This window comes from Streptomyces sp. NPDC057854, assembly GCF_042797055.1.
In the GTDB taxonomy this organism is placed as follows: domain Bacteria; phylum Actinomycetota; class Actinomycetes; order Streptomycetales; family Streptomycetaceae; genus Streptomyces.
On the sequence record NZ_JBHVMF010000005.1, the window covers coordinates 165116 to 187259 of the forward strand.

General features: G+C 72.8%; 20 protein-coding genes. 17 read left to right on the forward strand and 3 right to left on the reverse strand.

All coding sequences use genetic code 11. The features are described 5' to 3' along the window. Window positions 1-89: 89 nt before the first annotated feature. Entirely contained in the window at window positions 90-1523 is a 1434-nt protein-coding gene (locus ACFVQZ_RS10170) for a sugar porter family MFS transporter (RefSeq protein WP_030496975.1), read from the forward strand. Window positions 1524-1568: 45 nt separating this feature from the next. Here ACFVQZ_RS10170 and ACFVQZ_RS10175 read toward each other — a convergent pair whose 3' ends face one another. Continuing rightward, a complete protein-coding gene (locus ACFVQZ_RS10175) occupies window positions 1569-2540 on the reverse strand; it encodes an LLM class flavin-dependent oxidoreductase (RefSeq protein ID WP_383620944.1) in 972 nt (323 codons plus the stop codon). A gap of 150 nt (window positions 2541-2690) precedes the next feature. Between ACFVQZ_RS10175 and ftsY the strand changes: the two genes are divergently transcribed. Then, window positions 2691-3920 carry a signal recognition particle-docking protein FtsY gene (gene ftsY, locus ACFVQZ_RS10180; protein ID WP_030496977.1) on the forward strand — a complete coding sequence of 410 codons (1230 nt, stop codon included), beginning with the start codon at window positions 2691-2693 and terminating at the stop codon, window positions 3918-3920. A 66-nt stretch (window positions 3921-3986) separates the two neighbouring features. On the opposite strand, the gene ACFVQZ_RS10185 is transcribed toward ftsY, so the two are convergent. Further along, window positions 3987-4640, reverse strand: a complete 654-nt coding sequence (locus tag ACFVQZ_RS10185) for a bifunctional DNA primase/polymerase (RefSeq protein WP_383620946.1) — start codon at window positions 4638-4640, stop codon at window positions 3987-3989. 438 nt (window positions 4641-5078) lie between these two features. Between ACFVQZ_RS10185 and ACFVQZ_RS10190 the strand changes: the two genes are divergently transcribed. The 6 genes from ACFVQZ_RS10190 to ftsH all read left to right on the forward strand — a co-directional run bounded on the left by ACFVQZ_RS10190 (window position 5079) and on the right by ftsH (window position 14958). Beyond that, a complete protein-coding gene (locus tag ACFVQZ_RS10190; RefSeq protein WP_030496979.1) occupies window positions 5079-6551 on the forward strand; it encodes a hypothetical protein in 1473 nt (490 codons plus the stop codon). A 354-nt stretch (window positions 6552-6905) separates the two neighbouring features. Further along, window positions 6906-8252 carry an ammonium transporter gene (locus ACFVQZ_RS10195; RefSeq protein ID WP_030496980.1) on the forward strand — a complete coding sequence of 449 codons (1347 nt, stop codon included), beginning with the start codon at window positions 6906-6908 and terminating at the stop codon, window positions 8250-8252. Next, window positions 8249-8587 (forward strand): P-II family nitrogen regulator, encoded by a 339-nt coding sequence (locus ACFVQZ_RS10200; protein WP_015036464.1) that lies wholly within the window; start codon window positions 8249-8251, stop codon window positions 8585-8587. The genes ACFVQZ_RS10195 and ACFVQZ_RS10200 overlap by 4 nt, the downstream gene beginning before the upstream one ends. A 144-nt stretch (window positions 8588-8731) precedes the next feature. After that, window positions 8732-11185 carry a [protein-PII] uridylyltransferase gene (locus ACFVQZ_RS10205; protein WP_383620949.1) on the forward strand — a complete coding sequence of 818 codons (2454 nt, stop codon included), beginning with the start codon at window positions 8732-8734 and terminating at the stop codon, window positions 11183-11185. A 117-nt stretch (window positions 11186-11302) separates the two neighbouring features. Then, window positions 11303-12856 (forward strand): signal recognition particle protein, encoded by a 1554-nt coding sequence (gene ffh, locus ACFVQZ_RS10210; protein ID WP_383620951.1) that lies wholly within the window; start codon window positions 11303-11305, stop codon window positions 12854-12856. Between the two features lie 143 nt (window positions 12857-12999). Next, window positions 13000-14958: an ATP-dependent zinc metalloprotease FtsH gene (gene ftsH / locus ACFVQZ_RS10215; protein ID WP_051788191.1), complete on the forward strand. Its 1959-nt coding sequence runs from the start codon at window positions 13000-13002 to the stop codon at window positions 14956-14958. 7 nt (window positions 14959-14965) lie between these two features. Here ftsH and ACFVQZ_RS10220 read toward each other — a convergent pair whose 3' ends face one another. Then, complete coding sequence (locus tag ACFVQZ_RS10220; RefSeq protein ID WP_383620953.1) at window positions 14966-15691, reverse strand: class I SAM-dependent methyltransferase; 726 nt, start codon at window positions 15689-15691, stop codon at window positions 14966-14968. Between the two features lie 341 nt (window positions 15692-16032). Between ACFVQZ_RS10220 and ACFVQZ_RS10225 the strand changes: the two genes are divergently transcribed. The 9 genes from ACFVQZ_RS10225 to lepB (ACFVQZ_RS10265) all read left to right on the forward strand — a co-directional run bounded on the left by ACFVQZ_RS10225 (window position 16033) and on the right by lepB (ACFVQZ_RS10265) (window position 22135). Then, window positions 16033-16626 (forward strand): hypothetical protein, encoded by a 594-nt coding sequence (locus ACFVQZ_RS10225; RefSeq protein ID WP_383620955.1) that lies wholly within the window; start codon window positions 16033-16035, stop codon window positions 16624-16626. 154 nt (window positions 16627-16780) lie between these two features. Further along, the gene (gene rpsP / locus ACFVQZ_RS10230) at window positions 16781-17212 is read left to right on the forward strand and encodes a 30S ribosomal protein S16 (protein ID WP_030496986.1); all 432 of its coding nucleotides are present in this window, start codon (window positions 16781-16783) and stop codon (window positions 17210-17212) included. A gap of 2 nt (window positions 17213-17214) precedes the next feature. After that, window positions 17215-17454 (forward strand): RNA-binding protein, encoded by a 240-nt coding sequence (locus tag ACFVQZ_RS10235; RefSeq protein WP_005311361.1) that lies wholly within the window; start codon window positions 17215-17217, stop codon window positions 17452-17454. Window positions 17455-17531: 77 nt separating this feature from the next. Further along, window positions 17532-18086 carry a ribosome maturation factor RimM gene (gene rimM / locus ACFVQZ_RS10240; RefSeq protein ID WP_030496987.1) on the forward strand — a complete coding sequence of 185 codons (555 nt, stop codon included), beginning with the start codon at window positions 17532-17534 and terminating at the stop codon, window positions 18084-18086. Then, complete coding sequence (trmD, locus tag ACFVQZ_RS10245; protein ID WP_030496988.1) at window positions 18083-18904, forward strand: tRNA (guanosine(37)-N1)-methyltransferase TrmD; 822 nt, start codon at window positions 18083-18085, stop codon at window positions 18902-18904. The genes rimM and trmD overlap by 4 nt, the downstream gene beginning before the upstream one ends. A 127-nt stretch (window positions 18905-19031) precedes the next feature. Further along, complete coding sequence (gene rplS / locus ACFVQZ_RS10250; RefSeq protein ID WP_030496989.1) at window positions 19032-19382, forward strand: 50S ribosomal protein L19; 351 nt, start codon at window positions 19032-19034, stop codon at window positions 19380-19382. Window positions 19383-19451: 69 nt separating this feature from the next. Continuing rightward, complete coding sequence (gene lepB, locus ACFVQZ_RS10255) at window positions 19452-20255, forward strand: signal peptidase I (RefSeq protein ID WP_383620957.1); 804 nt, start codon at window positions 19452-19454, stop codon at window positions 20253-20255. Further along, window positions 20248-21255, forward strand: a complete 1008-nt coding sequence (gene lepB, locus ACFVQZ_RS10260; RefSeq protein ID WP_030496991.1) for a signal peptidase I — start codon at window positions 20248-20250, stop codon at window positions 21253-21255. The genes lepB (ACFVQZ_RS10255) and lepB (ACFVQZ_RS10260) overlap by 8 nt, the downstream gene beginning before the upstream one ends. Next, a complete protein-coding gene (gene lepB / locus ACFVQZ_RS10265; RefSeq protein WP_383620959.1) occupies window positions 21191-22135 on the forward strand; it encodes a signal peptidase I in 945 nt (314 codons plus the stop codon). The genes lepB (ACFVQZ_RS10260) and lepB (ACFVQZ_RS10265) overlap by 65 nt, the downstream gene beginning before the upstream one ends. Window positions 22136-22144 lie beyond the last annotated feature (9 nt).

A 22144-nucleotide genomic window follows, 5' to 3' on the forward strand; every position in this document is an offset into this window, starting at 1 on the left:
GTCGCTTTTACCTTCATGTGGTGGGCGGCGCCGAGATGTGCGCCACTGGAAGCCACTGGAAGGGTTGTTCCCCCCACCGAGGAGTCCATGTGACCGACACCGCGCAGGCCCCCACGCCGCCGCCTTCCGAAGGAAGGGCGGCGCACCCGGACCACCTCGGCCATGTCATCTTCATCACCGCCTCCGCCGCGATGGGCGGCTTCCTCTTCGGCTACGACAGCTCCGTCATCAACGGCGCCGTCGAGGCCATCCGGGACCGCTACGACATCGGCTCCGCGACCCTCGCGCAGGTCATCGCCATCGCCCTGATCGGCTGCGCCATCGGCGCCGCGACCGCCGGACGGATCGCCGACCGCATCGGCCGGATCCGCTGCATGCAGATCTCCGCGGCCCTCTTCACCGTCAGCGCCGTCGGCTCCGCGCTGCCCTTCGCCCTCTGGGACCTCGCCTTCTGGCGGATCGTCGGCGGCTTCGCCATCGGCATGGCCTCGGTCATCGGCCCCGCCTACATCGCCGAGGTCGCGCCCGCCGCGTACCGGGGCCGGCTCGGCTCCTTCCAGCAGGCCGCCATCGTCATCGGCATCGCCATCTCGCAGCTCGTCAACTACGGCATCCTCCAGCTCGCCGACGGCGACCAGCGCGGCGAGATCGGCGGCCTGGAGGCGTGGCAGTGGATGCTCGGCGTGATGGTGGTCCCCGCCCTCCTCTACGGGCTGCTCTCCTTCGCCATCCCCGAGTCCCCGCGCTTCCTCATCTCCGTCGGCAAGACCCAGCGCGCCAAGGAGGTCCTGGCCGAGGTCGAGGGCAAGGGCGTCGACCTCGACCGCCGGATCGCCGAGATCGACCGGGCCATGCGCAGCGAGCACAAGTCCACCTTCAAGGACCTGCTCGCCGCCGGCAGCCGCTTCCGGCTCCTGCCCATCGTCTGGGTCGGCATCGGCCTCTCGGTCTTCCAGCAGCTCGTCGGCATCAACGTCGCCTTCTACTACTCCGCGACGCTCTGGCAGTCCGTCGGCATCGACCCGTCGAGCTCGTTCTTCTACTCGTTCACCACGTCGATCATCAACATCATCGGCACCGTGATCGCGATGGTCCTGGTCGACCGGGTCGGCCGCCGGCCGCTCGCCCTCGTCGGCTCCGCCGGCATGGCGATCGCCCTCGCCTTCGAGGCGTGGGCCTTCTCCGCCGACCTCGTCGACGGCAAGCTCCCCGAGACCCAGGGCGTCGTCGCCCTCGTCGCCGCCCACGTCTTCGTGCTCTTCTTCGCCCTCTCCTGGGGCGTGGTGGTCTGGGTCTTCCTCGGCGAGATGTTCCCCAACCGGATCCGCGCCGCCGCCCTCGGCGTCGCCGCCTCCGCCCAGTGGATCGCCAACTGGGCCATCACCGCCAGCTTCCCGTCCCTCTCGGACTGGAACCTCTCCGGCACCTACGTCATCTACACGGTCTTCGCCGTGCTCTCCATCCCCTTCGTGCTCCGGTACGTCAAGGAGACCAAGGGCAAGGCGTTGGAGGAGATGGGCTAACTCCCCGCTGCCCCTCTCCTCACGACGGCTGCCCCGGCCCGCGGTTCACGCCCCGAGCCGGGGCAGCACCTCGTCGCAGAACAGCCGCAGGCTCCGCCACCCCTCCTCCACCGGCATCCCGCCGCACAGCGGATGCAGCACCAGGCTCTCCAGGCCCAGCTCCGCGCACTCCCCGGGCGTCACCACCCGGTACACCCCCTCCGCCCGCAGCTCCGCCACGCTCGTCGCCGCCGACCGCACCGCCGAACGGATGTCCTTCGACTGCCAGGAGGCGTAGGTCCGCGCCTCGTGCAGGAAGTGCCCCCCGTACTCAGCCCAGGTCCGGTCCGGGTCCTCCGCCACGTGCAGCAGCGGCGTCACCGGCCCCGGCATCATCGTCCAGCCCGCGGTGCCGTACTCCGCGCACCGCTCGGTGTAGTACGCCTCCAGCTCCGGCAGGTGCGCGGACGGGAAGAACGGCAGCCCCAGCCGGGCCGCGCGCCGCGCCGCCGCCCTCGACGAACCGCCGACCAGCAGCAGCGGGTGCGGGTCGGTGAAGGGCCGCGGGGTGACGCGGACCGTACGCCCCCGGTACGTGAAGGGCTCGCCCGTCCAGGCGGCGAGCAGGGTCTCCAGGAGCTCGTCCTGGAGCCTCCCGCGCCGCCCCCAGTCGACCCCGCGCTCCTCGTACTCCTCCGGCCGGTAGCCGATCCCCGCCACCGTCACGAGCCGGCCCCGGCTCAGCAGGTCGAGCACCGCGATCTCCTCGGCGAGCCGCAGCGGGTCGTGCAGCGGGCCGATGGCCGCCGAGACCGTGACGGCGATCCGGCGGGTCGCCCCGAAGACCGCGCCGGCGAAGACGAAGGGGGAGGGGAGCCAGTTGTCCTCCACCCCGTGGTGCTCCTCGGTCTGGACCGTGTCCACCCCGTGCGCGTCGGCGTGGGCGGCCATCTCCAGGGCCGCGCGGTACCGCTCCGCCAGCGCTTCCCGGCCGGCGCGCGGGTCGACCAGGTTGAACCGTACGACGCTGAAGGCCATGGGGGTCCCCTCCGTGGGCGGGCCGGCGACGGACGGCGACCATAGCTGACGTACCGTCAGATGAGAACGGTGCCGGCGGCCCGGGAACCGCGACCCACGCTGCGTACGTACTGCGTCACCGGGCGGCTCGTGTCCGATACTGGACGGGTTATGGAACTCATCCTTGCTGTAGTCATCGCTCTGGTCGTCGCGGTCGCCGTGACCAGCGGACTCGTGATCAGCGGTCGCAAGAAGAAGCAGCTGCCGCCGGCCGAGCCGCCGTCCACCACGCCGACCATCACCGCTCCGCCCGCCGAGCCGCACGTCGGCGACGAGGCGGAGACACCGCGGGAAGAACCACGCCGCACCGTCGAGGAGGTCGGCCTCCCCGCCACCGAGGCCCCCACCGCCGAGGAGACCGCCGAGGCCCCGCCCGTCGCGGAGCCCGAGGCGCCCGCCGCGCCCGAGATCGAGGTGCCCGAGCCCACCGCCGGCCGCCTCGTCCGGCTCCGCGCCCGGCTCGCCCGCTCCCAGAACTCGCTGGGCAAGGGCCTGCTGACGCTGCTCTCCCGCGAGCACCTCGACGAGGACACCTGGGAGGAGATCGAGGAGACCCTCCTCACCGCCGACGTCGGCGTCGCCCCCACCCAGGAACTGGTCGAGCGGCTGCGCGAGCGGGTCAAGGTGCTCGGCACCCGCACCCCCGAGGAACTGCGCGGCCTGCTCCGCGAGGAGCTGATCACCCTCCTGGGCGACTACGACCGCACCGTGCACACCGAGAGCCCCGAGGACGTCCCCGGCGTCGTCATGGTCGTCGGCGTCAACGGCACCGGCAAGACCACCACCACCGGCAAGCTCGCCCGCGTCCTGGTCGCCGACGGCAAGTCTGTCGTCCTCGGCGCCGCCGACACCTTCCGCGCCGCCGCCGCCGACCAGCTCCAGACCTGGGGCGACCGGGTCGGCGCCCGCACCGTCCGCGGCCCCGAGGGCGGCGACCCCGCCTCGATCGCCTACGACGCGGTCAAGGAGGGCATCGCCGAGAAGGCCGACGTCGTCCTCATCGACACCGCCGGCCGCCTGCACACCAAGACCGGCCTCATGGACGAGCTCGGCAAGGTCAAGCGCGTCGTCGAGAAGCACGGCCCGCTCGACGAGATCCTGCTCGTCCTCGACGCCACCACCGGCCAGAACGGCCTCATCCAGGCCCGCGTCTTCGCCGAGGTCGTCGACATCACCGGCATCGTCCTCACCAAGCTCGACGGCACCGCCAAGGGCGGCATCGTCGTCGCCGTCCAGCGCGAGCTGGGCGTCCCCGTCAAGCTCGTCGGCCTCGGCGAGGGCCCCGACGACCTGGCCCCCTTCGAGCCGGCCGCCTTCGTCGACGCCCTCATCGGCGACTGACGACCCCGGCGCCCCGCCCACGGCGAAGGGCCCCGCTCCTCGGGGAGCGGGGCCCTTGGCCGTGTCCTACGCGTGCGTCCGATGGCACATGTACGCCAGCGTGCCCAGCAGCAGCCGGGCCTGCGGCGGCGCGCCCGCCGTGTCCAGCGTCGGCGGGCGCAGCCAGCGCACCGGGCCCAGACCGCCCAGGTTCGACGGGGGAGCGGTGATGTGGGCGCCCGGCCCCAGCCCGTGCAGGTCCAGATCGGCGTCGTCCCAGCCCATCCGGTACAGCAGCCTCGGCAGCTCCGCCGCCGCGCCCGGCGCCACGAAGAACTGCGCCCGGCCGGTCGGCGTCGCGCAGACCGGGCCCAGCGGCAGCCCCATCCGCTCCATGCGGACCAGCGCCCGCCGGCCCGCCGCCTTGGCCACCTCGATCACGTCGAAGGCCCGGCCCACCGGCAGCAGCAGCGCGGCCCCCGGGTACTCCGCCCACGCCTTGGCCGCGTCGTCGAGCCCCGCGCCCGCCGGGACCGGCGGCGCGAAGGAGAGGGGGTGCGCGCCCGGGGCCGTACAGGCCCGGTCGCCGCAGGAGCACTGGCCGGAGACGGCCCGCGCGCCGGGCTGGACGTCCCAGCCCCAGAGTCCGGTGTACTCGGCCACCGCCGTGCACTCGGTGGTGCGTGCGCGGCGCCGTGTCCCGGACCGCATCTCACGGATGCCGCCGATCGTGAAGCCCATGCCCCCTCCAACGGGTCGGACGCGCAGGTGGTTACGACCGGGAACACCGCCGTCACCCACGGTGACGCGGCGCCCGGAGTGCGTCGCCCAGGGTGGCGCACGGTGGTGAGCGGGGTGGTGCGCACGGTGGCGCGCGCCTCTTCGCGCTTCCGTCCGCTTACCCGGGGTCGTCGCATGTCAAGTGAATCGTGCGCAGGGCCCGGCGAGTTCATTCGAAGGGGTGGCGAATGGTGGCGTTTCTTGAAACGCCCTCACGACAGGGGTGATCGTAGGATTACTTTCGGTACCCGAACCCCGGGGGCGCGTGCGGTGGTGGGTATGCCGGAGGCAACCAGGTTTCCCGTTCGAAGGAGTCGGAACACCGGGCGGAGCGGCGCCGGACGCGGCATTCTGATAGGGGTTCGCACGACAGGCAATCAGGTGGATGGGGGCGTTCCAGTGGGCGGCAACGGCACAGACGGTACGACTGCCGGCAAGCGCCCCAACGAGCGGCTCGGCTCGTGGTTCGTGCGCAGCGGCTGGTCCAAGGGCGAACTCGCCCGCCAGGTCAACCGCAGGGCCCGCCAGATGGGCGCCCACCACATCTCCACCGACACCTCCCGGGTCCGCCGCTGGCTCGACGGCGAGCAGCCCCGCGAGCCGATCCCGAGAATCCTCTCCGAGCTGTTCTCCGAGCGCTTCGGCTCCGTCGTCGCCATCGAGGACCTCGGACTGCGCACCGCCCACCAGACGCCCTCCGTCTCTGGCGTCGACCTCCCCTGGGCCGGACCCCAGACCGTCTCCCTGCTCAGCGAGTTCTCCCGCAGCGACCTCATGCTCGCCCGGCGCGGCTTCCTCGGCTCCTCGCTCCAGCTCGCCGCCGGACCCGCCCTCATCGAGCCCATGCAGCGCTGGCTGGTGCCCACCCCGGCCGGCGAGCCCGGGTCCGAGGGGCCCGCGCCCGACGGCCGCCGCCACCGGCTCTCCGAGATCGAGCTGGACCTCCTCGAATCCACCACCGCGATGTTCCGCAAGTGGGACGCCCAGTGCGGCGGCGGACTGCGCCGCAAGGCCGTCGTCGGCCAGCTCCACGAGGTCACCGACCTCCTCCAGGAGCCCCAGCCGGCCGCCACCGCCAAGCGCCTCTTCACCGTCGCCGCCGAACTCGCCGAACTCGCCGGGTGGATGAGCTACGACGTGGGCCTCCAGCCCACCGCCCAGAAGTACTTCGTGCTCGCCCTGCACGCCGCCAAGGAGGCCGGCGACAAGCCGCTCGGCTCGTACATCCTCTCCTCCATGAGCCGGCAGATGATCCACCTCGGCCGCCCCGACGACGCCCTCGAACTCATCCACCTCGCCCAGTACGGCAGCCGGGACTGCGCCACCGCGCGCACCCAGGCCATGCTGTATGCGATGGAGGCCCGCGCCTACGCCAACATGGGCCAGCCGTCCAAGTGCAAGCGGGCCGTGCGGATGGCCGAGGACACCTTCGCCGACGCCACCCTCGAAGGCGGCCCCGAGCCGGACTGGATCCGCTTCTTCACCGAGGCCGAGCTCAACGGCGAGAACTCCCACTCCTTCCGCGACCTCGCCTATGTCGCCGGACGCTCCCCGACGTACGCCTCGCTGGCCGAACCGGTCATGGAGCGGGCCGTGGAGCTCTTCGAGAAGGACCCCGACCACCAGCGGTCGTACGCCCTCAACCTGATCGGCATGGCCACCGTCCACCTGCTCAAGCGCGAGCCCGAGCAGTCCGTCGTCCTCGCCGAGAAGGCCCTCGGCGTGGCCCGTTCCATCCGCTCCGAACGGGTCAACAACCGGCTCCGCAAGACCGTCGACACCGCCGCCCGCGACTTCGGCGACGTCGCGGAGGTCGTCGACCTCACCGACCGCCTCACCCTGCTGCTCCCGGAGTCCGCCGAGGCCGTCTGACCGGCCCCGCGACTCCCGCGAGCCCCGTACCCCGGCCGCGCCGGACGTCCCGTACTGCCCGACTCGGCTCCCCCGCCGCACAGGACACACGGACGCCGGCGCGGCCGGTCCGCGTCCCGGCCCCGGACCGCTCCCCGCCCGCCCGGCCGGGAGAGTACCCCGTTACCTCCCCGTGACCCGCGTGTTCACGGTCACGTAACACGCCCCCGTCCTTCGTCACCGCCGCGAAACATCGAGCGGCATCGGCGGAAACCGCGCTGCGCGAATCTCTGGCGCATAACCGGCCATCCCTCAGGCCGCCGCTCACCGCCGGCCCCGCCCCGCACAGGCCGCACCGACGACGAGGAGACGCCGATGGCACCAGCCATCACGACCCTGGCAGCGGACGCCCCCGCGCTGTCCGCCGCCAACACCGGGTTCATGCTCATCTGCTCCGCCCTGGTCATGCTGATGACCCCGGCCCTCGCCTTCTTCTACGGAGGCATGGTCCGCGTCAAGTCCACCCTCAACATGCTGATGATGAGCTTCATCAGCCTCGGGATCGTCACGGTCCTGTGGGTGCTCTTCGGCTTCAGCGTCGCCTTCGGCACCGACTCCGGCGGCCTCGTCGGCTGGTCCTCCGACTACCTCGGCCTCAGCGGCATCGGCGTCACCGAACTCTGGGACGGCTACACCATCCCGGTCTACGTCTTCGCCGTCTTCCAGCTGATGTTCGCCGTCCTCACCCCCGCCCTGATCAGCGGCGCCCTCGCCGACCGGGTCAAGTTCACCGCCTGGGCGCTCTTCGTCACCCTGTGGGCCACGGTCGTGTACTTCCCCGTCGCCCACTGGGTGTGGGGCGCCGGCGGCTGGCTCTTCGAGATGGGCGTCATCGACTTCGCCGGCGGCACGGCGGTCCACATCAACGCCGGAGCCGCGGCCCTCGGCGTCATCCTCGTCATCGGCAAGCGCGTCGGCTTCAAGAAGGACCCGATGCGCCCGCACAGCCTGCCGCTCGTCATGCTCGGCGCGGGTCTGCTCTGGTTCGGCTGGTTCGGCTTCAACGCCGGCTCCTGGCTGGGCAACGACGACGGCGTCGGCGCCGTGATGTTCGTCAACACCCAGGTCGCCACGGCCGCCGCCATGCTCGCCTGGCTCGCCTACGAGAAGCTCCGCCACGGCTCCTTCACCACCCTCGGCGCGGCCTCCGGCGCCGTCGCCGGCCTCGTCGCCATCACCCCCGCCGGCGGCTCCTGCTCCCCGCTCGGCGCCCTCGCCATCGGCGCGATCGCCGGTCTCGTCTGCGCCATGGCCGTCGGCCTCAAGTACAAGTTCGGCTACGACGACTCCCTCGACGTCGTCGGCGTCCACCTCGTCGGCGGCGTCCTCGGCTCCCTCCTCGTCGGCTTCTTCGCCACCGGTGGCGTCCAGTCCGACGCCAAGGGCCTCTTCTACGGCGGCGGCCTGGAGCAGCTCGGCAAGCAGGCCGTCGGCGTCGCCGCCGTCCTCGCCTACTCTCTGGTCGTCTCCGCGGTCCTCGCCCTGATCATCGACAGGACCATGGGCATGCGGGTCGCCGAGGACGACGAGGTCTCCGGCATCGACCAGGTCGAACACGCCGAGACGGCCTACGACTTCAGCGGAGCCGGCGGCGGCACCTCCGGGCGCGCCACCGCCGCCCCCGCCCCGGCCGTCACGCAGAACAAGAAGGTGGACGCATGAAGCTCATCACCGCGGTCGTGAAGCCGCACCGGCTCGACGAGATCAAGGAGGCCCTGCAGGCGTTCGGGGTCCACGGCCTCACCGTCACCGAGGCCAGCGGCTACGGCCGGCAGCGCGGGCACACCGAGGTGTACCGCGGCGCCGAGTACACCGTCGACCTCGTCCCCAAGATCCGCATCGAGGTCCTGGTCGAGGACGAGGACGCCGAACAGCTCATCGACGTCGTCGTGAAGGCCGCCCGCACCGGAAAGATCGGCGACGGGAAGGTCTGGAGCGTCCCGGTCGAGACCGCCGTCCGCGTCCGGACGGGCGAGCGCGGCCCCGACGCGCTCTAGGAGCAGCACCCGGAGGGGTACGGCTTCCAGGAACACGGCCCCCAGGGGGTACGGCCTCCGGCCCCGGAGCCGTACCCCCTGAGCCGTACCCCCGGCGCCACCCCCGCCGCCCCGCCAAGCGCCCCCCGAGCGAAGGAGCCGCCGGTGACCACCCCCGAACCGCAGGACGCGACCGGAGAGCAGGGCCGCCGAGGCTACGCGGCGGCCCGGTCGGCGCTCCTCCAGGAGAGGACCGCGTCCGGCCCGGAGCGCCGCGCCGCCCTCGCCCGCCTCACCGACGACTGGCTCGCCGGCCTCTTCGCCGCCGCCGCGCCGCCGCCCGGCACCGCCCTCGTCGCCGTCGGCGGCTACGGCCGCGCGGAACTCTCCCCGCGCAGCGACCTCGACCTCCTGCTGCTCCACGACGGCAGCGCCCCGAAGGAGGCGGTCGCCGCCCTCGCCGACCGCCTCTGGTACCCCGTCTGGGACCTCGGGCTCGCCCTCGACCACTCCGTCCGCACCCCCGCCCAGGCCCGCGCCACCGCCGCCGACGACCTCAAGGTCCAGCTCGGCCTCCTCGACGCCCGGCCGCTCGCCGGCGACACCGCCCTCGCCACGGCCCTGCGCTCCACCGTCCTCGCCGACTGGCGCAACCAGGCCGCCGGCCGCCTCCCCGAACTCGCCGAGCTCTGCCGCGACCGCGCCGAACGCGCCGGCGAACTCCGCTTCCTCCTCGAACCCGACCTCAAGGAGGCCCGCGGCGGCCTCCGCGACGCCCAGGCCCTGCGCGCCGTCGCCGCCTCCTGGCTCGCCGACGCCCCCCGCGACGGCCTCGACACCGCCCGCCGCCGCCTCCTCGACGCCCGCGACGCCCTCCACCTCGCCACCGGCCGCGCCACCGACCGGCTCGCCCTCCAGGAACAGGACGCCGTCGCCAAGGAACTCGGCCTGCTCGACGCCGACACCCTGCTCCGCGAGGTGTACGAGGCCGCCGGCACCGTCACGTACGCCTCCGACGTCACCTGGCGCGAGGTCGCCCGCGTCCTCAAGGCCCGCTCCGCCCGCCCCCGCCTGCGCGGCCTCCTCGGCGGCCGGTCCCCGCAGAAGGCCCCCGCCGAGCGGACCCCGCTCGCCGAGGGCGTCGTCGAGATGGACGGCGAGGCCGTCCTCGCCCTCTCCGCCCGGCCCGAACGCGACCCGGCCCTCCCGCTCCGCGCCGCCGCCGCGGCGGCCCAGCACGGCCTGCCGCTCTCCCCGCACGCCGTCCGCCGGCTCGCCGCCACCGCCAAGCCGCTGCCCGTGCCCTGGCCGGCCGAGGCCCGCGAGGCGCTCGTCACCCTGCTCGGCGCCGGAGCCGCCGCGATCCCGGTCTGGGAGGCCCTGGAGGCCGAAGGGCTCGTCACCCGCCTGCTGCCCGACTGGGAACGCGTCCGCCACCGCCCCCAGCGCAACCCCGTCCACACCTGGACCGTCGACCGCCACCTCGTCGAGACCGCCGTCCGCGCCGCCTCCCTCACCCGCCGCGTCGGCCGCCCCGACCTCCTCCTCGTCGCCGCCCTCCTCCACGACATCGGCAAGGGCTGGCCCGGCGACCACTCCGTCGCCGGCGAGACCATCGCCCGCGACCTCGCCGCCCGCGTCGGCTTCGACCGCACCGACACCGCCACCGTCGCCACCGTCGTCCGCCACCACCTCCTCCTCGTCGACACCGCCACCCGGCGCGACCTCGACGACCCCGCCACCGTCCAGGCCGTCGCCGCCGCCGTCGGCACCGTCGGCACCCTCGAACTCCTCCACGCCCTCACCGAGGCCGACGCGCTCGCCACCGGACCCGCCGCCTGGTCCGCCTGGCGCGCCTCCCTCGTCGCCGACCTCGTCAAACGCGTCACCGGCGTCCTCGCCGGCGAGCCGCTGCCCGACCCCGAGGCCGCCGCGCCCAGCGCCGAACAGGAACGGCTCGCCGTCGAGGCGCTGCGCACCGGCGAACCCGTCCTCGCCCTCCACACCCGCGACGAGCAGCCCCTCGACCCCGACGAGCCCGAACCCGTCGGCGTCGAACTCCTCATCGCCCTGCCCGACCAGCCGGGCGTCCTGCCCGCCGTCGCCGGCGTCCTCGCCCTCCACCGGCTCACCGTCCGCGCCGCCGAACTCCGGGCCGTCGAACTCCCCGCGGACCTGGGCGCCGCGCCCGGCCCCGTGCTCGTCCTCGACTGGCGGGTCGCCGCCGAGTACGGCTCCCTGCCCCAGGGCCACCGGCTCCGCGCCGACCTGCTGCGCGCCCTCGACGGCTCCCTCGACATCCCCGCCCGGCTCGCCGAGCGCGAGGCCGCCTACCCGCGCCGCCGCGGTGTCCAGGCCCCGCCGCCCCGCGTCACCGTCGCCCCCGCCGACTCCCGCCTCGCCACCGTCCTGGAGGTCCGCGCCCAGGACGCCCCGGGCCTGCTCCACCGGATCGGCCGGGCCCTGGAGGGCGCGGCGGTCCGGGTCCGCAGCGCCCACGTCTCCACCCTCGGCGCCAACGCCGTGGACACCCTGTACGTGACCCGCCCGGACGGCTCCCTCCTCCCGGACGAGGAGGCGATCGACCTGGCCCGGACGCTGGAGGCGGCGCTGGGGTGAGGGCCGCCCGGCCCCGCCTCCGTACCCGGATCGGGCGGGCGGGGCCACACTCTCCGGACGGCCCGATACCCTGGAGGGCAATCCGACCGCCCACGACACCGAGGATCCGCGACCGCCGTGTTCGATACCCTCTCCGACCGCCTTGCAGCGACCTTCAAGAACCTCCGCGGCAAGGGCCGTCTGTCCGAGGCGGACATCGACGCCACCGCACGCGAGATCCGGATCGCCCTGCTCGAAGCGGATGTCGCCCTTCCGGTCGTCCGCTCCTTCATCAAGCAGGTCAAGGAGCGCGCCACCGGCTCCGAGGTCTCCCAGGCGCTCAACCCCGCCCAGCAGGTCATCAAGATCGTCAACGACGAGCTGATCGCGATCCTCGGCGGCGAGACCCGCCGGCTGCGGTTCGCCAAGACCGCGCCGACCGTGATCATGCTCGCCGGTCTCCAGGGTGCCGGTAAGACCACCCTCGCCGGAAAGCTCGGCCTCTGGCTGAAGGGGCAGGGCCACTCGCCGCTGCTCGTCGCCTGCGACCTCCAGCGCCCCAACGCCGTCAACCAGCTCTCCGTCGTCGCCGACCGCGCCGGCGTCGCCTTCTACGGCCCGCAGCCCGGCAACGGCGTCGGCGACCCGGTCCAGGTCGCCAAGGACTCGATCGAGTACGCGCGCACCAAGCTGTACGACGTCGTCATCGTCGACACCGCCGGCCGCCTCGGCATCGACCAGGAGCTGATGCAGCAGGCGGCCGACATCCGGGACGCCGTCTCGCCCGACGAGATCCTCTTCGTCGTCGACGCCATGATCGGTCAGGACGCGGTCAACACCGCCGAGGCGTTCCGCGACGGCGTCGGCTTCGACGGCGTCGTGCTCTCCAAGCTCGACGGCGACGCCCGCGGTGGTGCCGCGCTCTCCATCGCGCACGTCACCGGCAAGCAGATCATGTTCGCCTCCAACGGCGAGAAGCTGGACGACTTCGACGCGTTCCACCCGGACCGCATGGCGTCCCGCATCCTCGGCATGGGCGACATGCTGTCGCTCATCGAGAAGGCCCAGCAGACCTTCGACGAGGAAGAGGCCGCCAAGATGGCCTCGAAGCTCGCGTCGAAGAAGGGCCAGGACTTCACCCTGGACGACTTCCTCGCCCAGATGGAGCAGGTCCGCAAGATGGGCTCCATCAGCAAGCTCCTCGGCATGCTGCCCGGCATGGGGCAGATGAAGGAGCAGATCGCCAACATCGACGAGCGGGACGTGGACCGCACCGCCGCCATCATCAAGTCGATGACGCCGGCCGAGCGCCAGGACCCGACCATCATCAACGGCTCCCGCCGCGCCCGTATCGCCAAGGGTTCCGGTGTCGAGGTCAGCGCGGTGAAGGGCCTGGTCGAGCGGTTCTTCGAGGCCCGCAAGATGATGTCCCGGATGGCCCAGGGCGGCGGCCTGCCCGGCATGCCCGGCATCCCCGGCATGGGCGGCGGCCCCGGCCGGCAGAAGAAGCAGATCAAGCAGGCCAAGGGCAAGCGGAAGAGCGGCAACCCGATGAAGCGGAAGGCCGAGGAGCAGGCCGCCCAGGCGAAGCGGGAGCAGGCCCAGCAGGGCGGCGCCTTCGGGCTGCCGGGCGCCGGGCAGGGCCCGCAGGACTTCGAGCTGCCGGACGAGTTCAAGAAGTTCATGGGCTGACGGTCTCCGGACGCCCCGCGAGAAGGGGCCCGTGGCGGGTACGCAACCGCCCCGGGCCCCTTTTCGTCCCCCCGGCCCGCCCGGAATGCCGCTTCTGTCGCGATCTTCGATACTGGGGCCACTGCCGCCCCGAGGAGAGCGACGTGGCCAACCCCGTACCCCCGCGCGACCGGACCGACCAGCCCTGGCGCTCGGAGGGGGCGCCGCCGCCCCCGCCGCCGAAGCGGAAGATGCCCGGCGGCTGGGGCAGCCTCATCCTCACCGCGCTCGCCGTGTACCTGATCACCAACATCGTGCTGTCCTTCTTCAACGAGGGCGACGGGCCGACGATCTCGTACACCGAGTTCAGCAAGCAGGTCACCGCCGGGAACGTCACCAAGATCTACTCCAAGGGCGACGCCATCCAGGGGCAGCTGAAGGACAAGCAGCCGGTGCCCGACGGCAAGGGCGACTACACCAAGTTCCAGACCCAGCGGCCGGCCTTCGCCGACGACGACCTGTGGGCGCAGCTCACCAAGCAGAAGGTCACCGTCACCGCCGAACCGGTGGTGCAGGAACGCTCCTTCCTCGCCAACCTCCTCCTCTCCCTCGCCCCGATGCTGCTCCTCGTGCTGCTCTGGGTCTTCATCGCCCGCCGGATGAGCTCGGGCATGGGCGGCGCCGGCGGGATGCTCGGCCGCAAGCAGCCGCCGAAACCGGTCGAGCTGGAGGGCGGCAAGCGCACCACGTTCGCCGACGTGGCCGGCATCGACGAGGTGGAGGGCGAGCTCAACGACGTCGTCGACTTCCTGAAGAACCCCGACGCCTACCGGCGGATGGGCGCCAAGATGCCGCGGGGCGTGCTGCTCGCCGGCCCGCCCGGCACCGGCAAGACGCTCCTCGCGCGGGCCGTGGCCGGCGAGGCCGGGGTGCCGTTCTTCTCGGCCTCCGCCTCCGAGTTCATCGAGATGATCGTCGGCGTCGGCGCCTCCCGGGTCCGCGAGCTGTTCGCCGAGGCCCGCAAGGTCGCCCCCGCGATCATCTTCATCGACGAGATCGACACCATCGGCCGGGCCCGCGGCGGCGGCTCGGGCATGGGCGGCCACGACGAACGTGAGCAGACGCTCAACCAGATCCTCACCGAGATGGACGGCTTCACCGGTTCCGAGGGCGTCATCGTGCTGGCCGCGACCAACCGGGCCGACGTCCTCGACCCCGCCCTCACCCGCCCCGGCCGCTTCGACCGGATCGTGCACGTCAACCCGCCGGACCGGGGCGGCCGGGAGGCCATCCTGAAGATCCACACCCGGCAGATCCCGCTCGCGAAGGACGTCGACCTGGAGCAGGTCGCCCGCACCACCCCCGGCATGACCGGCGCCGAACTCGCCAACCTCGCCAACGAGGCCGCCCTCCTCGCCGTCAAGCGCGAGCAGAAGGCCGTCACCCAGTCGGACCTCTCCGACGCCCTGGAGAAGGTGCAGCTCGGCGCCGAGCGTCCGCTCGTCATGCCCGAGGAGGAACGCCGCCGCACCGCGTACCACGAGAGCGGCCACGCCCTGCTCGGCATGCTCCAGCCCGGCGCCGACCCGGTCCGCAAGATCACCATCGTGCCGCGCGGCCGGGCCCTCGGCGTCACCCTCTCCACCCCGGACGCCGACAAGTACGCCTACACCGAGGAGTACCTGCGCGGCCGGATCATCGGCGCCCTCGGCGGCATGGCGGCCGAGCAGGTCGTCTTCGGCGTCATCACCACCGGCGCGGAGAGCGACCTGGAGCAGGTCACGAACATCGCGCGGGGCATGGTCGGCCGCTGGGGCATGAGCGAGACCGTCGGCCGACTGACCGCGATCCCCAGCGACGCCCAGCAGGCGTACGGGCTCTCCGCCGCCCCCGCGACCCTCGACGCCGTCGACGCCGAGATGCGCCGGATCGTCGACGAGTGCTACGTGGACGCCGTACGGCTCCTGCGCGAGCACCGCGACCGGCTGGACGCCCTCAGCGCCGCGCTGCTGGAGAACGAGACCCTGGAGGAGGACGCGGCCTACCGGGCGGCGGGCATCGAGCGCCCCGCCCCGGACGCGCCCGAGCCGGGCGTCCGGCCCGACCCGGAGCGGCGCGCCTGAGCGGCGGTCAGGGCACGCGCGCGACGACGTACCGGAAGTCGTTCGGCATCCACACCGTGCCGTCCGGGCGGCGGTACGGGGCCAGCGCCTCCTCGATCTCCTTCTCCACCTGCGCCGGGTCGCCGGCCCGCGCGGCAGCGTCGAAGGCGCCGGTCGACAGCAGCCCGCGCACCGCGCTGCTCTCGTCCGCGTACCCGAAGGGGCAGGCGACCCGCCCCGCGCCGACCGGCCGCAGCCCGGCCCGGGCCGCGAGGACGGCGAGGTCGGTACGGGGGGAGGGGCGCCGGTCCGCGAGCCGGTCCGCCAGCCGCAGCAGCGGCTCCGTCGCGCACCGCTCCGGCGGCCCCCAGCCGGCCAGCACGACCGTCGCGCCCGGTTGGGCCGCCCGGGTGAGGTCGGCCGGCGCGAAGCCGGTGCGGTCGCCCGCGTGGAAGGCGGTGACGACGTCGTACGGGCCGTCCTCCGGTACGCCGGAGGTGACCGGCACGTTCTCGGGGAGGCGTGTCCTGGCGAGCTCCACGCGCGCGTGGTCCCGCTCCGCCCCGGCGGCCGAGGCGCCCCGGGCGGTCGCCATCAGCAGGGCGAGGCCGGTGCCGCAGTCCAGGCCCAGCAGGCGGGTGCCCGGGCCGACGCCGACGCGTTCGTAGGCCGCCTCGTACAGCGGGACGAGCATCCGTTCCTGGATCTCGGCCCAGTCGCGCGCGGGGTGGTGCGGGACGAGCGTAGGTGTCATGGATCAGGCCCCATTCCGTGCCGGACGACAGCCCCCCCGTAGCCAGGGAACTGCGCTTCGCCCCCCGCGTCCAGTGGTCGGGCCGGACGACCGGGGGACGAGTTCGGGCCACCCCCTGAAAGATGTCGGCCGGGGGAGGGGGGCGGTGCCCGAACTCGGGCACGGGCGCGGTAGTGTCCCCTCCCACACCGCCCCGGCGCGCGTGACCTGACCGCGCGCCGGGGCGTATGCGCCGCTGTGCACCAGCTGTGGACGCCTCGCTACCGACTGACGGGTACGTGCAAAATATTTGAGTTGCCCCGGAATGGAACCCGGAGGGGATCCGGCTCGTTGTACCCGACGTGAGCACGACACCACCTGTCCTCGCCGCAGAGCTGGCGCAGGCGTGGGCCGACATTCAGCGGCACCACCCCGAGCTGCCGGACCTCGCCGCGCCCGAGTCCCTGATCGGAGAGTCGTCGTCCGCCTGCGGCGCCGAGCTCTCCTTCGAGCGACTGCTCCACGAGGCAGTCCACGGCATCGCCGCCGCCCGGGGTGTCCGCGACACCTCCCGCGCCGGCCGCTACCACAACCGCAGATTCCTCGCGATCGCCGAGGAGATGGGCCTCGACCATCCCGAGGAGCCGCACGCCAGCAGCGGCTTCTCCCTGGTCACGCTCACCCCCGAGGCGAAGCGGCGGTACCGGCCCACCATCGAGCGGCTCCAGCGCGCCCTCAAGGCCCACACCGTGGCCACGGCCGCCGACACCAAGCGCTCCTTCCGCGGACCGGCCGCCCGGCACGGCTCCTCGGGCGGCGGCGTCCGGGTCAAGGCCGTCTGCGACTGCGGGCGCAGCGTGCGCGTGGTGCCCTCGGTGCTCGCCCAGGCGCCGATCGTCTGCGGCGGCTGCGGCAAGCCGTTCCGGATCCCGGAGACCGTGGGCGCCGCAGGCTGACCTGGCGGGGTGTGGCACAATGGTCAGCTGTACTCGACAGTCGCACAGGACCCCTCTCTCCTCCGGCTGACGCGTCCATCGGGCACCCGAGTACCGCAACCCCACGTGGCATCTCAAGTGCCCACCCACGTCAAGACCAGGAGACACCACTCCAGTGGCAGTCAAGATCAAGCTCAAGCGCCTCGGCAAGATCCGCCAGCCGCACTACCGCATCGTCGTCGCCGACTCGCGCACCCGCCGTGACGGCCGCGCGATCGAGGAGATCGGCCTCTACCACCCGACGTACAACCCGTCGCGTATCGAGGTCGACTCCGAGCGTGCGCAGTACTGGCTCTCCGTCGGCGCCCAGCCGACCGAGCCGGTTCTCGCCATCCTGAAGCTCACCGGCGACTGGCAGAAGCACAAGGGCCTCCCGGCCCCGGAGAAGCCGCTGCTCGCCCCGGCGACCAAGGAAGAGAAGCGCGCTTCCTTCGACGAGTTCGCCAAGGCGCTCGAGGGTGCCGAGGACAAGGGTGAGGCCATCACCCCGAAGGCCAAGAAGGCGAAGGCGGACGAGGCCGAGGCCGAGTCCACCACCGAGGCCTGATCATGCTCGAGGAGGCTCTCGAGCACCTCGTGAAGGGCATCGTCGACAACCCTGACGACGTGCAGGTCGCCTCGCGCAACCTGCGCCGCGGTCGCGTGCTGGAGGTCCGGGTCCACCCCGACGACCTCGGCAAGGTGATCGGCCGCAACGGCCGCACCGCGCGTGCGCTGCGGACCGTCGTGGGCGCCATCGGCGGTCGTGGCATCCGCGTCGACCTCGTCGACGTGGACCAGGTCCGCTGAAAGTTTGACACCGGCACGGGCCGGGGAGGGCAGACCGCCCACCCCGGCCCGTTGCCGTACGACAGGAGAGTTCACCAGTGCAGTTGGTAGTCGCGCGGATCGGCCGCGCCCACGGGATCAGGGGCGACGTCACCGTGGAGGTGCGCACCGACGAGCCCGAGCTGCGGCTCGGTCCCGGCGCCGTCCTGCTCACCGACCCGCCCTCCGCCGGTCCGCTGACCGTCGAGTCCGGCAAGGTGCACAGCGGCCGGCTGCTGCTCCGCTTCGAGGGCGTCCACGACCGCAACGCCGCCGAGGCGCTCCGCAACACCCTCCTCATCGCCGAGGTCGACCCGGCCGAGCTGCCCGAGGAGGAGGACGAGTACTACGACCACCAGCTCGTCGACCTCGACGTGGTCCTCGCCGACGGCACCGAGGTCGGCGTGATCACCGAGATCTCCCACCTGCCCTCGCAGGACCTGCTCATCGTGGAGCGTCCCGACGGCACCGAGCTGATGATCCCCTTCGTCGAGCAGATCGTCACCGAGATCGACCTGGAGAACCAGCGGGCCGTCATCGCCCCGCCGCCCGGCCTCATCGACGACCGCGCCGAGATCGCCTCCGCCCGCGACGCCGAGGACGAGCAGGCATGAGGCTCGACGTCGTCACGATCTTCCCCGAGTACCTGGAACCGCTGAACGTCTCCCTCGTCGGCAAGGCCCGCGCGCGCGGGCAGCTCGACGTGCACGTCCACGACCTGCGCCGGTGGACGTACGACCGGCACAACACCGTCGACGACACCCCCTACGGCGGCGGCCCCGGCATGGTCATGAAGACCGAGCCCTGGGGCGACGCCCTCGACCAGACCCTCGCCGACGGCTACGAGGCCGGCGCCCGCGGCCCCGTCCTCGTCGTCCCCACCCCCAGCGGACGCCCCTTCACCCAGGAACTCGCCGTCGAGCTCTCCGAGCGGCCCTGGCTGATCTTCACCCCCGCCCGCTACGAGGGCATCGACCGCCGGGTCATGGACGAGTACGCCACCCGCATGCCGGTCTACGAGGTCTCCATCGGCGACTACGTGCTCGCCGGCGGCGAGGCCGCCGTCCTCGTGATCACCGAGGCCGTCGCCCGTCTCCTGCCCGGCGTCCTCGGCAACGCCGAGTCGCACCGGGACGACTCCTTCGCCCCCGGCGCCATGGCCAACCTCCTCGAAGGCCCCGTCTACACCAAGCCGCCGAGCTGGCGCGGCCGGGAGATCCCCGAGGTGCTGCTCAGCGGCCACCACGGCAAGATCGCCCGCTGGCGCCGCGACGAGGCGTTCCGCCGCACCGTCGCCCACCGGCCCGACCTCATCGAGCGCTGCGACCCCGCCGCCTTCGACAAGAAGGACCGCGAGCTGCTGTCGATCCTCGGCTGGGCCCCCGAGCCCGGCGGGCGATTTTGGCGCAGGGTCGAGGGCGTGGAAGAATAGGCGACTGCCGTCCGTCCGGCGCGCGCCCCTGCCACAGGGGGAGCCGCCCGCCAGGGACCGGACGGCGTCTCCATCATTCGTACGTCACCGTCGATGACCTGTGGCATCGGCGAGGAAAGAGACCTCCATGGCCTCCCTGCTCGACCAGGTGAACGCGGCTTCGCTCCGCTCCGACCTGCCCGCCTTCCGTCCCGGCGACACCGTGAACGTCCACGTGCGCGTCATCGAGGGCAACCGCTCCCGTATCCAGCAGTTCAAGGGCGTCGTCATCCGCCGCCAGGGCTCCGGCGTCTCCGAGACCTTCACCGTCCGCAAGGTCTCGTTCTCCGTCGGCGTCGAGCGCACCTTCCCGGTGAACAGCCCGATCTTCGAGAAGATCGAGCTCGTCACCCGCGGTGACGTCCGTCGCGCCAAGCTTTACTACCTCCGTGAGCTGCGCGGCAAGGCCGCCAAGATCAAGGAGAAGCGCGACAACTGAGCTCCGGCTCACCGCTCGCGCGACGCTTCACGCTCCTCGTACAGGCGGGCCGGATAGGCTCACCCCCCGATGGACACCGAAGCACAGCACACGGAGCGCGACCCCTCGTCCCCGGCGGATCCCCCACCGGATCCCGCCACGGACGACGGGTCGCGCTCCGTGCGCGTTTCCGGGCGCGGTCCCTCGTGGCGGCGGACCGGGCTGATCGGCGCCGCCTGTGTGGTGTTCCTGCTGCTCCTCAGCCACTTCGTGGCCCAGCCGTTCCTGATCCCCAGCGGCTCGATGGAGCCCACCCTCCAGGTCGGCGACCGGATCCTGGTGAACAAGCTGGCGTACCGTTTCGGCAGTGAGCCGCGCCGCGGTGACATCGTCGTCTTCGACGGCACCGGCTCCTTCGTACAGGAGGAGGCGGCCGGTGATCCCGTCACGGGGCTGCTGCACGACGCCGCCGCCTCCCTCGGCCTCGCCGCCCCCGACGAGACGGACTTCGTGAAGCGGGTCGTCGGCGTCGGCGGCGACCGCGTGGTCTGCTGCGACGCGAAGGGCCGCGTCACCGTGAACGGCACCCCCGTCCAAGAGCCGTACCTCGCCCCCGGTGACCGCCCCTCCGAGGTGCCCTTCGACATCGTCGTCCCGCCGGCCTCGCTCTGGGTGATGGGCGACCACCGCAGCCAGTCCAGCGACTCCCGCGACCACCTCGGCAGCCCCGGCGGTGGCATGGTCCCCGTGGACCAGGTCGTCGGCCGCGCCGACTGGATCGTCTGGCCGGCCGCCCGCTGGAGCTCCGTGCCCGCTACCGGCGCGTACGACTCCGTACCGGCGCCGCCGGCCGGCGGACACGCCGTCGGCCCGCGGGGGAGCGGGCATGGGTAGCCGCGGACGGCGGGCGGGCTCCGAGGCGGGCGCGGCGCCGGCACCGCCCGGGCGCGCCGAGCGGCGCAGGCTGGCCCGCAAGGTCAAGCGGCGCCGGCAGCGCTCCGCGCTCCGCGAGATCCCCATCCTGGTCGGCGTCGCGGTGCTGATCGCGCTCGTCCTCAAGACCTTCCTCGTGCAGGCGTTCGTCATTCCGTCCGGCTCCATGGAGCAGACGATCCGGATCGACGACCGGGTGCTCGTCGACAAGCTCACTCCGTGGTTCGGCTCGAAGCCGCAGCGCGGCGACGTGGTCGTCTTCAAGGACCCGGGCGACTGGCTCCACCAGGAGGCCGCCCCCGCCGCCGAGGACCCCGTCGGGATCAAGCAGGTCAAGCAGGCGCTGACCTTCATCGGTCTGATGCCCTCGGCCGACGAGCGGGACCTGATCAAGCGGGTCGTCGCGGTCGGCGGGGACACCGTCCGCTGCTGCGGCGCGGACGGCCGGATCACCGTCAACGGCGTGCCGCTGGACGAGCCGTACCTCAACCCCGGCGACAAGCCGTCCACCATCCCCTTCGAGGTCAAGGTCCCCGAGGGCCGGATCTTCGTGCTCGGCGACCACCGCTCCGACTCCGCCGACTCGCGCTACCACCTCGACGAACCCGGGCGGGGCACCATCGCCGAGGAGCAGGTCGTGGGCCGTGCCGTGGTGATCGCCTGGCCGGTCGGCCACTGGCGGCGCCTGGAGCAGCGCGAGGCGTTCGCCGCCGTGCCGGACGCGCCCGCGACCGCAGGGACCGCGCCGGGCCCGTCGCATAGTGTGTCCTCGCGGAACGTGAACGGAATGCCTGGGCCGCCGACCCCTGCGGAACTCCTGCTCGTTATGGGAGTGGCGGGCCTGTCCCTGTTCCGGGACGGGCGGCCGCATCGAGTGAGGAGTGGATGTGGGGGAAGTGGCCGTCGGCGCACGTTCCGGACACGACGGGCCCGAGGACAGGGCCGACGGGGCCAGAGGTGAGAACGTGACGGAAGAGAACACCAGCGGCGGCGGCACGTCGCCCTCCGGCGACCGGCCGGACGGGACCGACGGGTCCGACGCGAGCGACGGGCAGGGCGCGCGCGGGAAGAAGCAGCGGTCCTTCTGGAAGGAGCTGCCGCTGCTCATCGGCATCGCGCTGATCCTCGCGCTGCTGATCAAGACCTTCCTGGTGCAGGCGTTCTCGATTCCGTCGGAATCGATGATGAACACCCTGAAGAAGGGTGACCGGGTCCTCGTCGACAAGCTGACCCCGTGGTTCGGCTCCGAGCCCGAGCGCGGCGAGGTCGTCGTCTTCCACGACCCGGGTGGCTGGCTGGAGACGGCGGAGACGCCGAAGCCCAACGCGGTGCAGAAGTTCCTCAGCTTCATCGGCCTCATGCCGTCCGCCGAGGAGAAGGACCTCATCAAGCGGGTCATCGCCGTCGGCGGCGACACCGTCTCCTGCAAGGAGGGCGGCAAGGTCGTCCTCAACGGCAAGGAGCTCGACGAGACCGCGTACCTCTTCCCCGGCTCCGTCCCCTGCCAGGACTCCTTCGGCCCGGTCAAGGTCCCCGAGGGCCGCATCTGGGTCATGGGCGACAACCGGCAGAACTCGCTCGACTCCCGCTTCCACCAGGAGCTGCCCGGCGGCGGCACCATCGCCAACGACCAGGTCGTCGGCCGTGCCGTGGTCGTCGCCTGGCCCGTCAGCCGCTGGGCGACGCTGCCCGTCCCGGACGTCTTCGACCAGGCGGGCCTGAATCCGGCCGCCGCGCTCCCTGCCGCGGCGGCGACCCCGGCCGCCGCGGGACTCGCGGCGGCGCTCCCGCTGGTGCTGTGGCGGCGCAAGAAGCGGGCCGCGCGGCATACCGCCGAGTAGCTTCCCGCG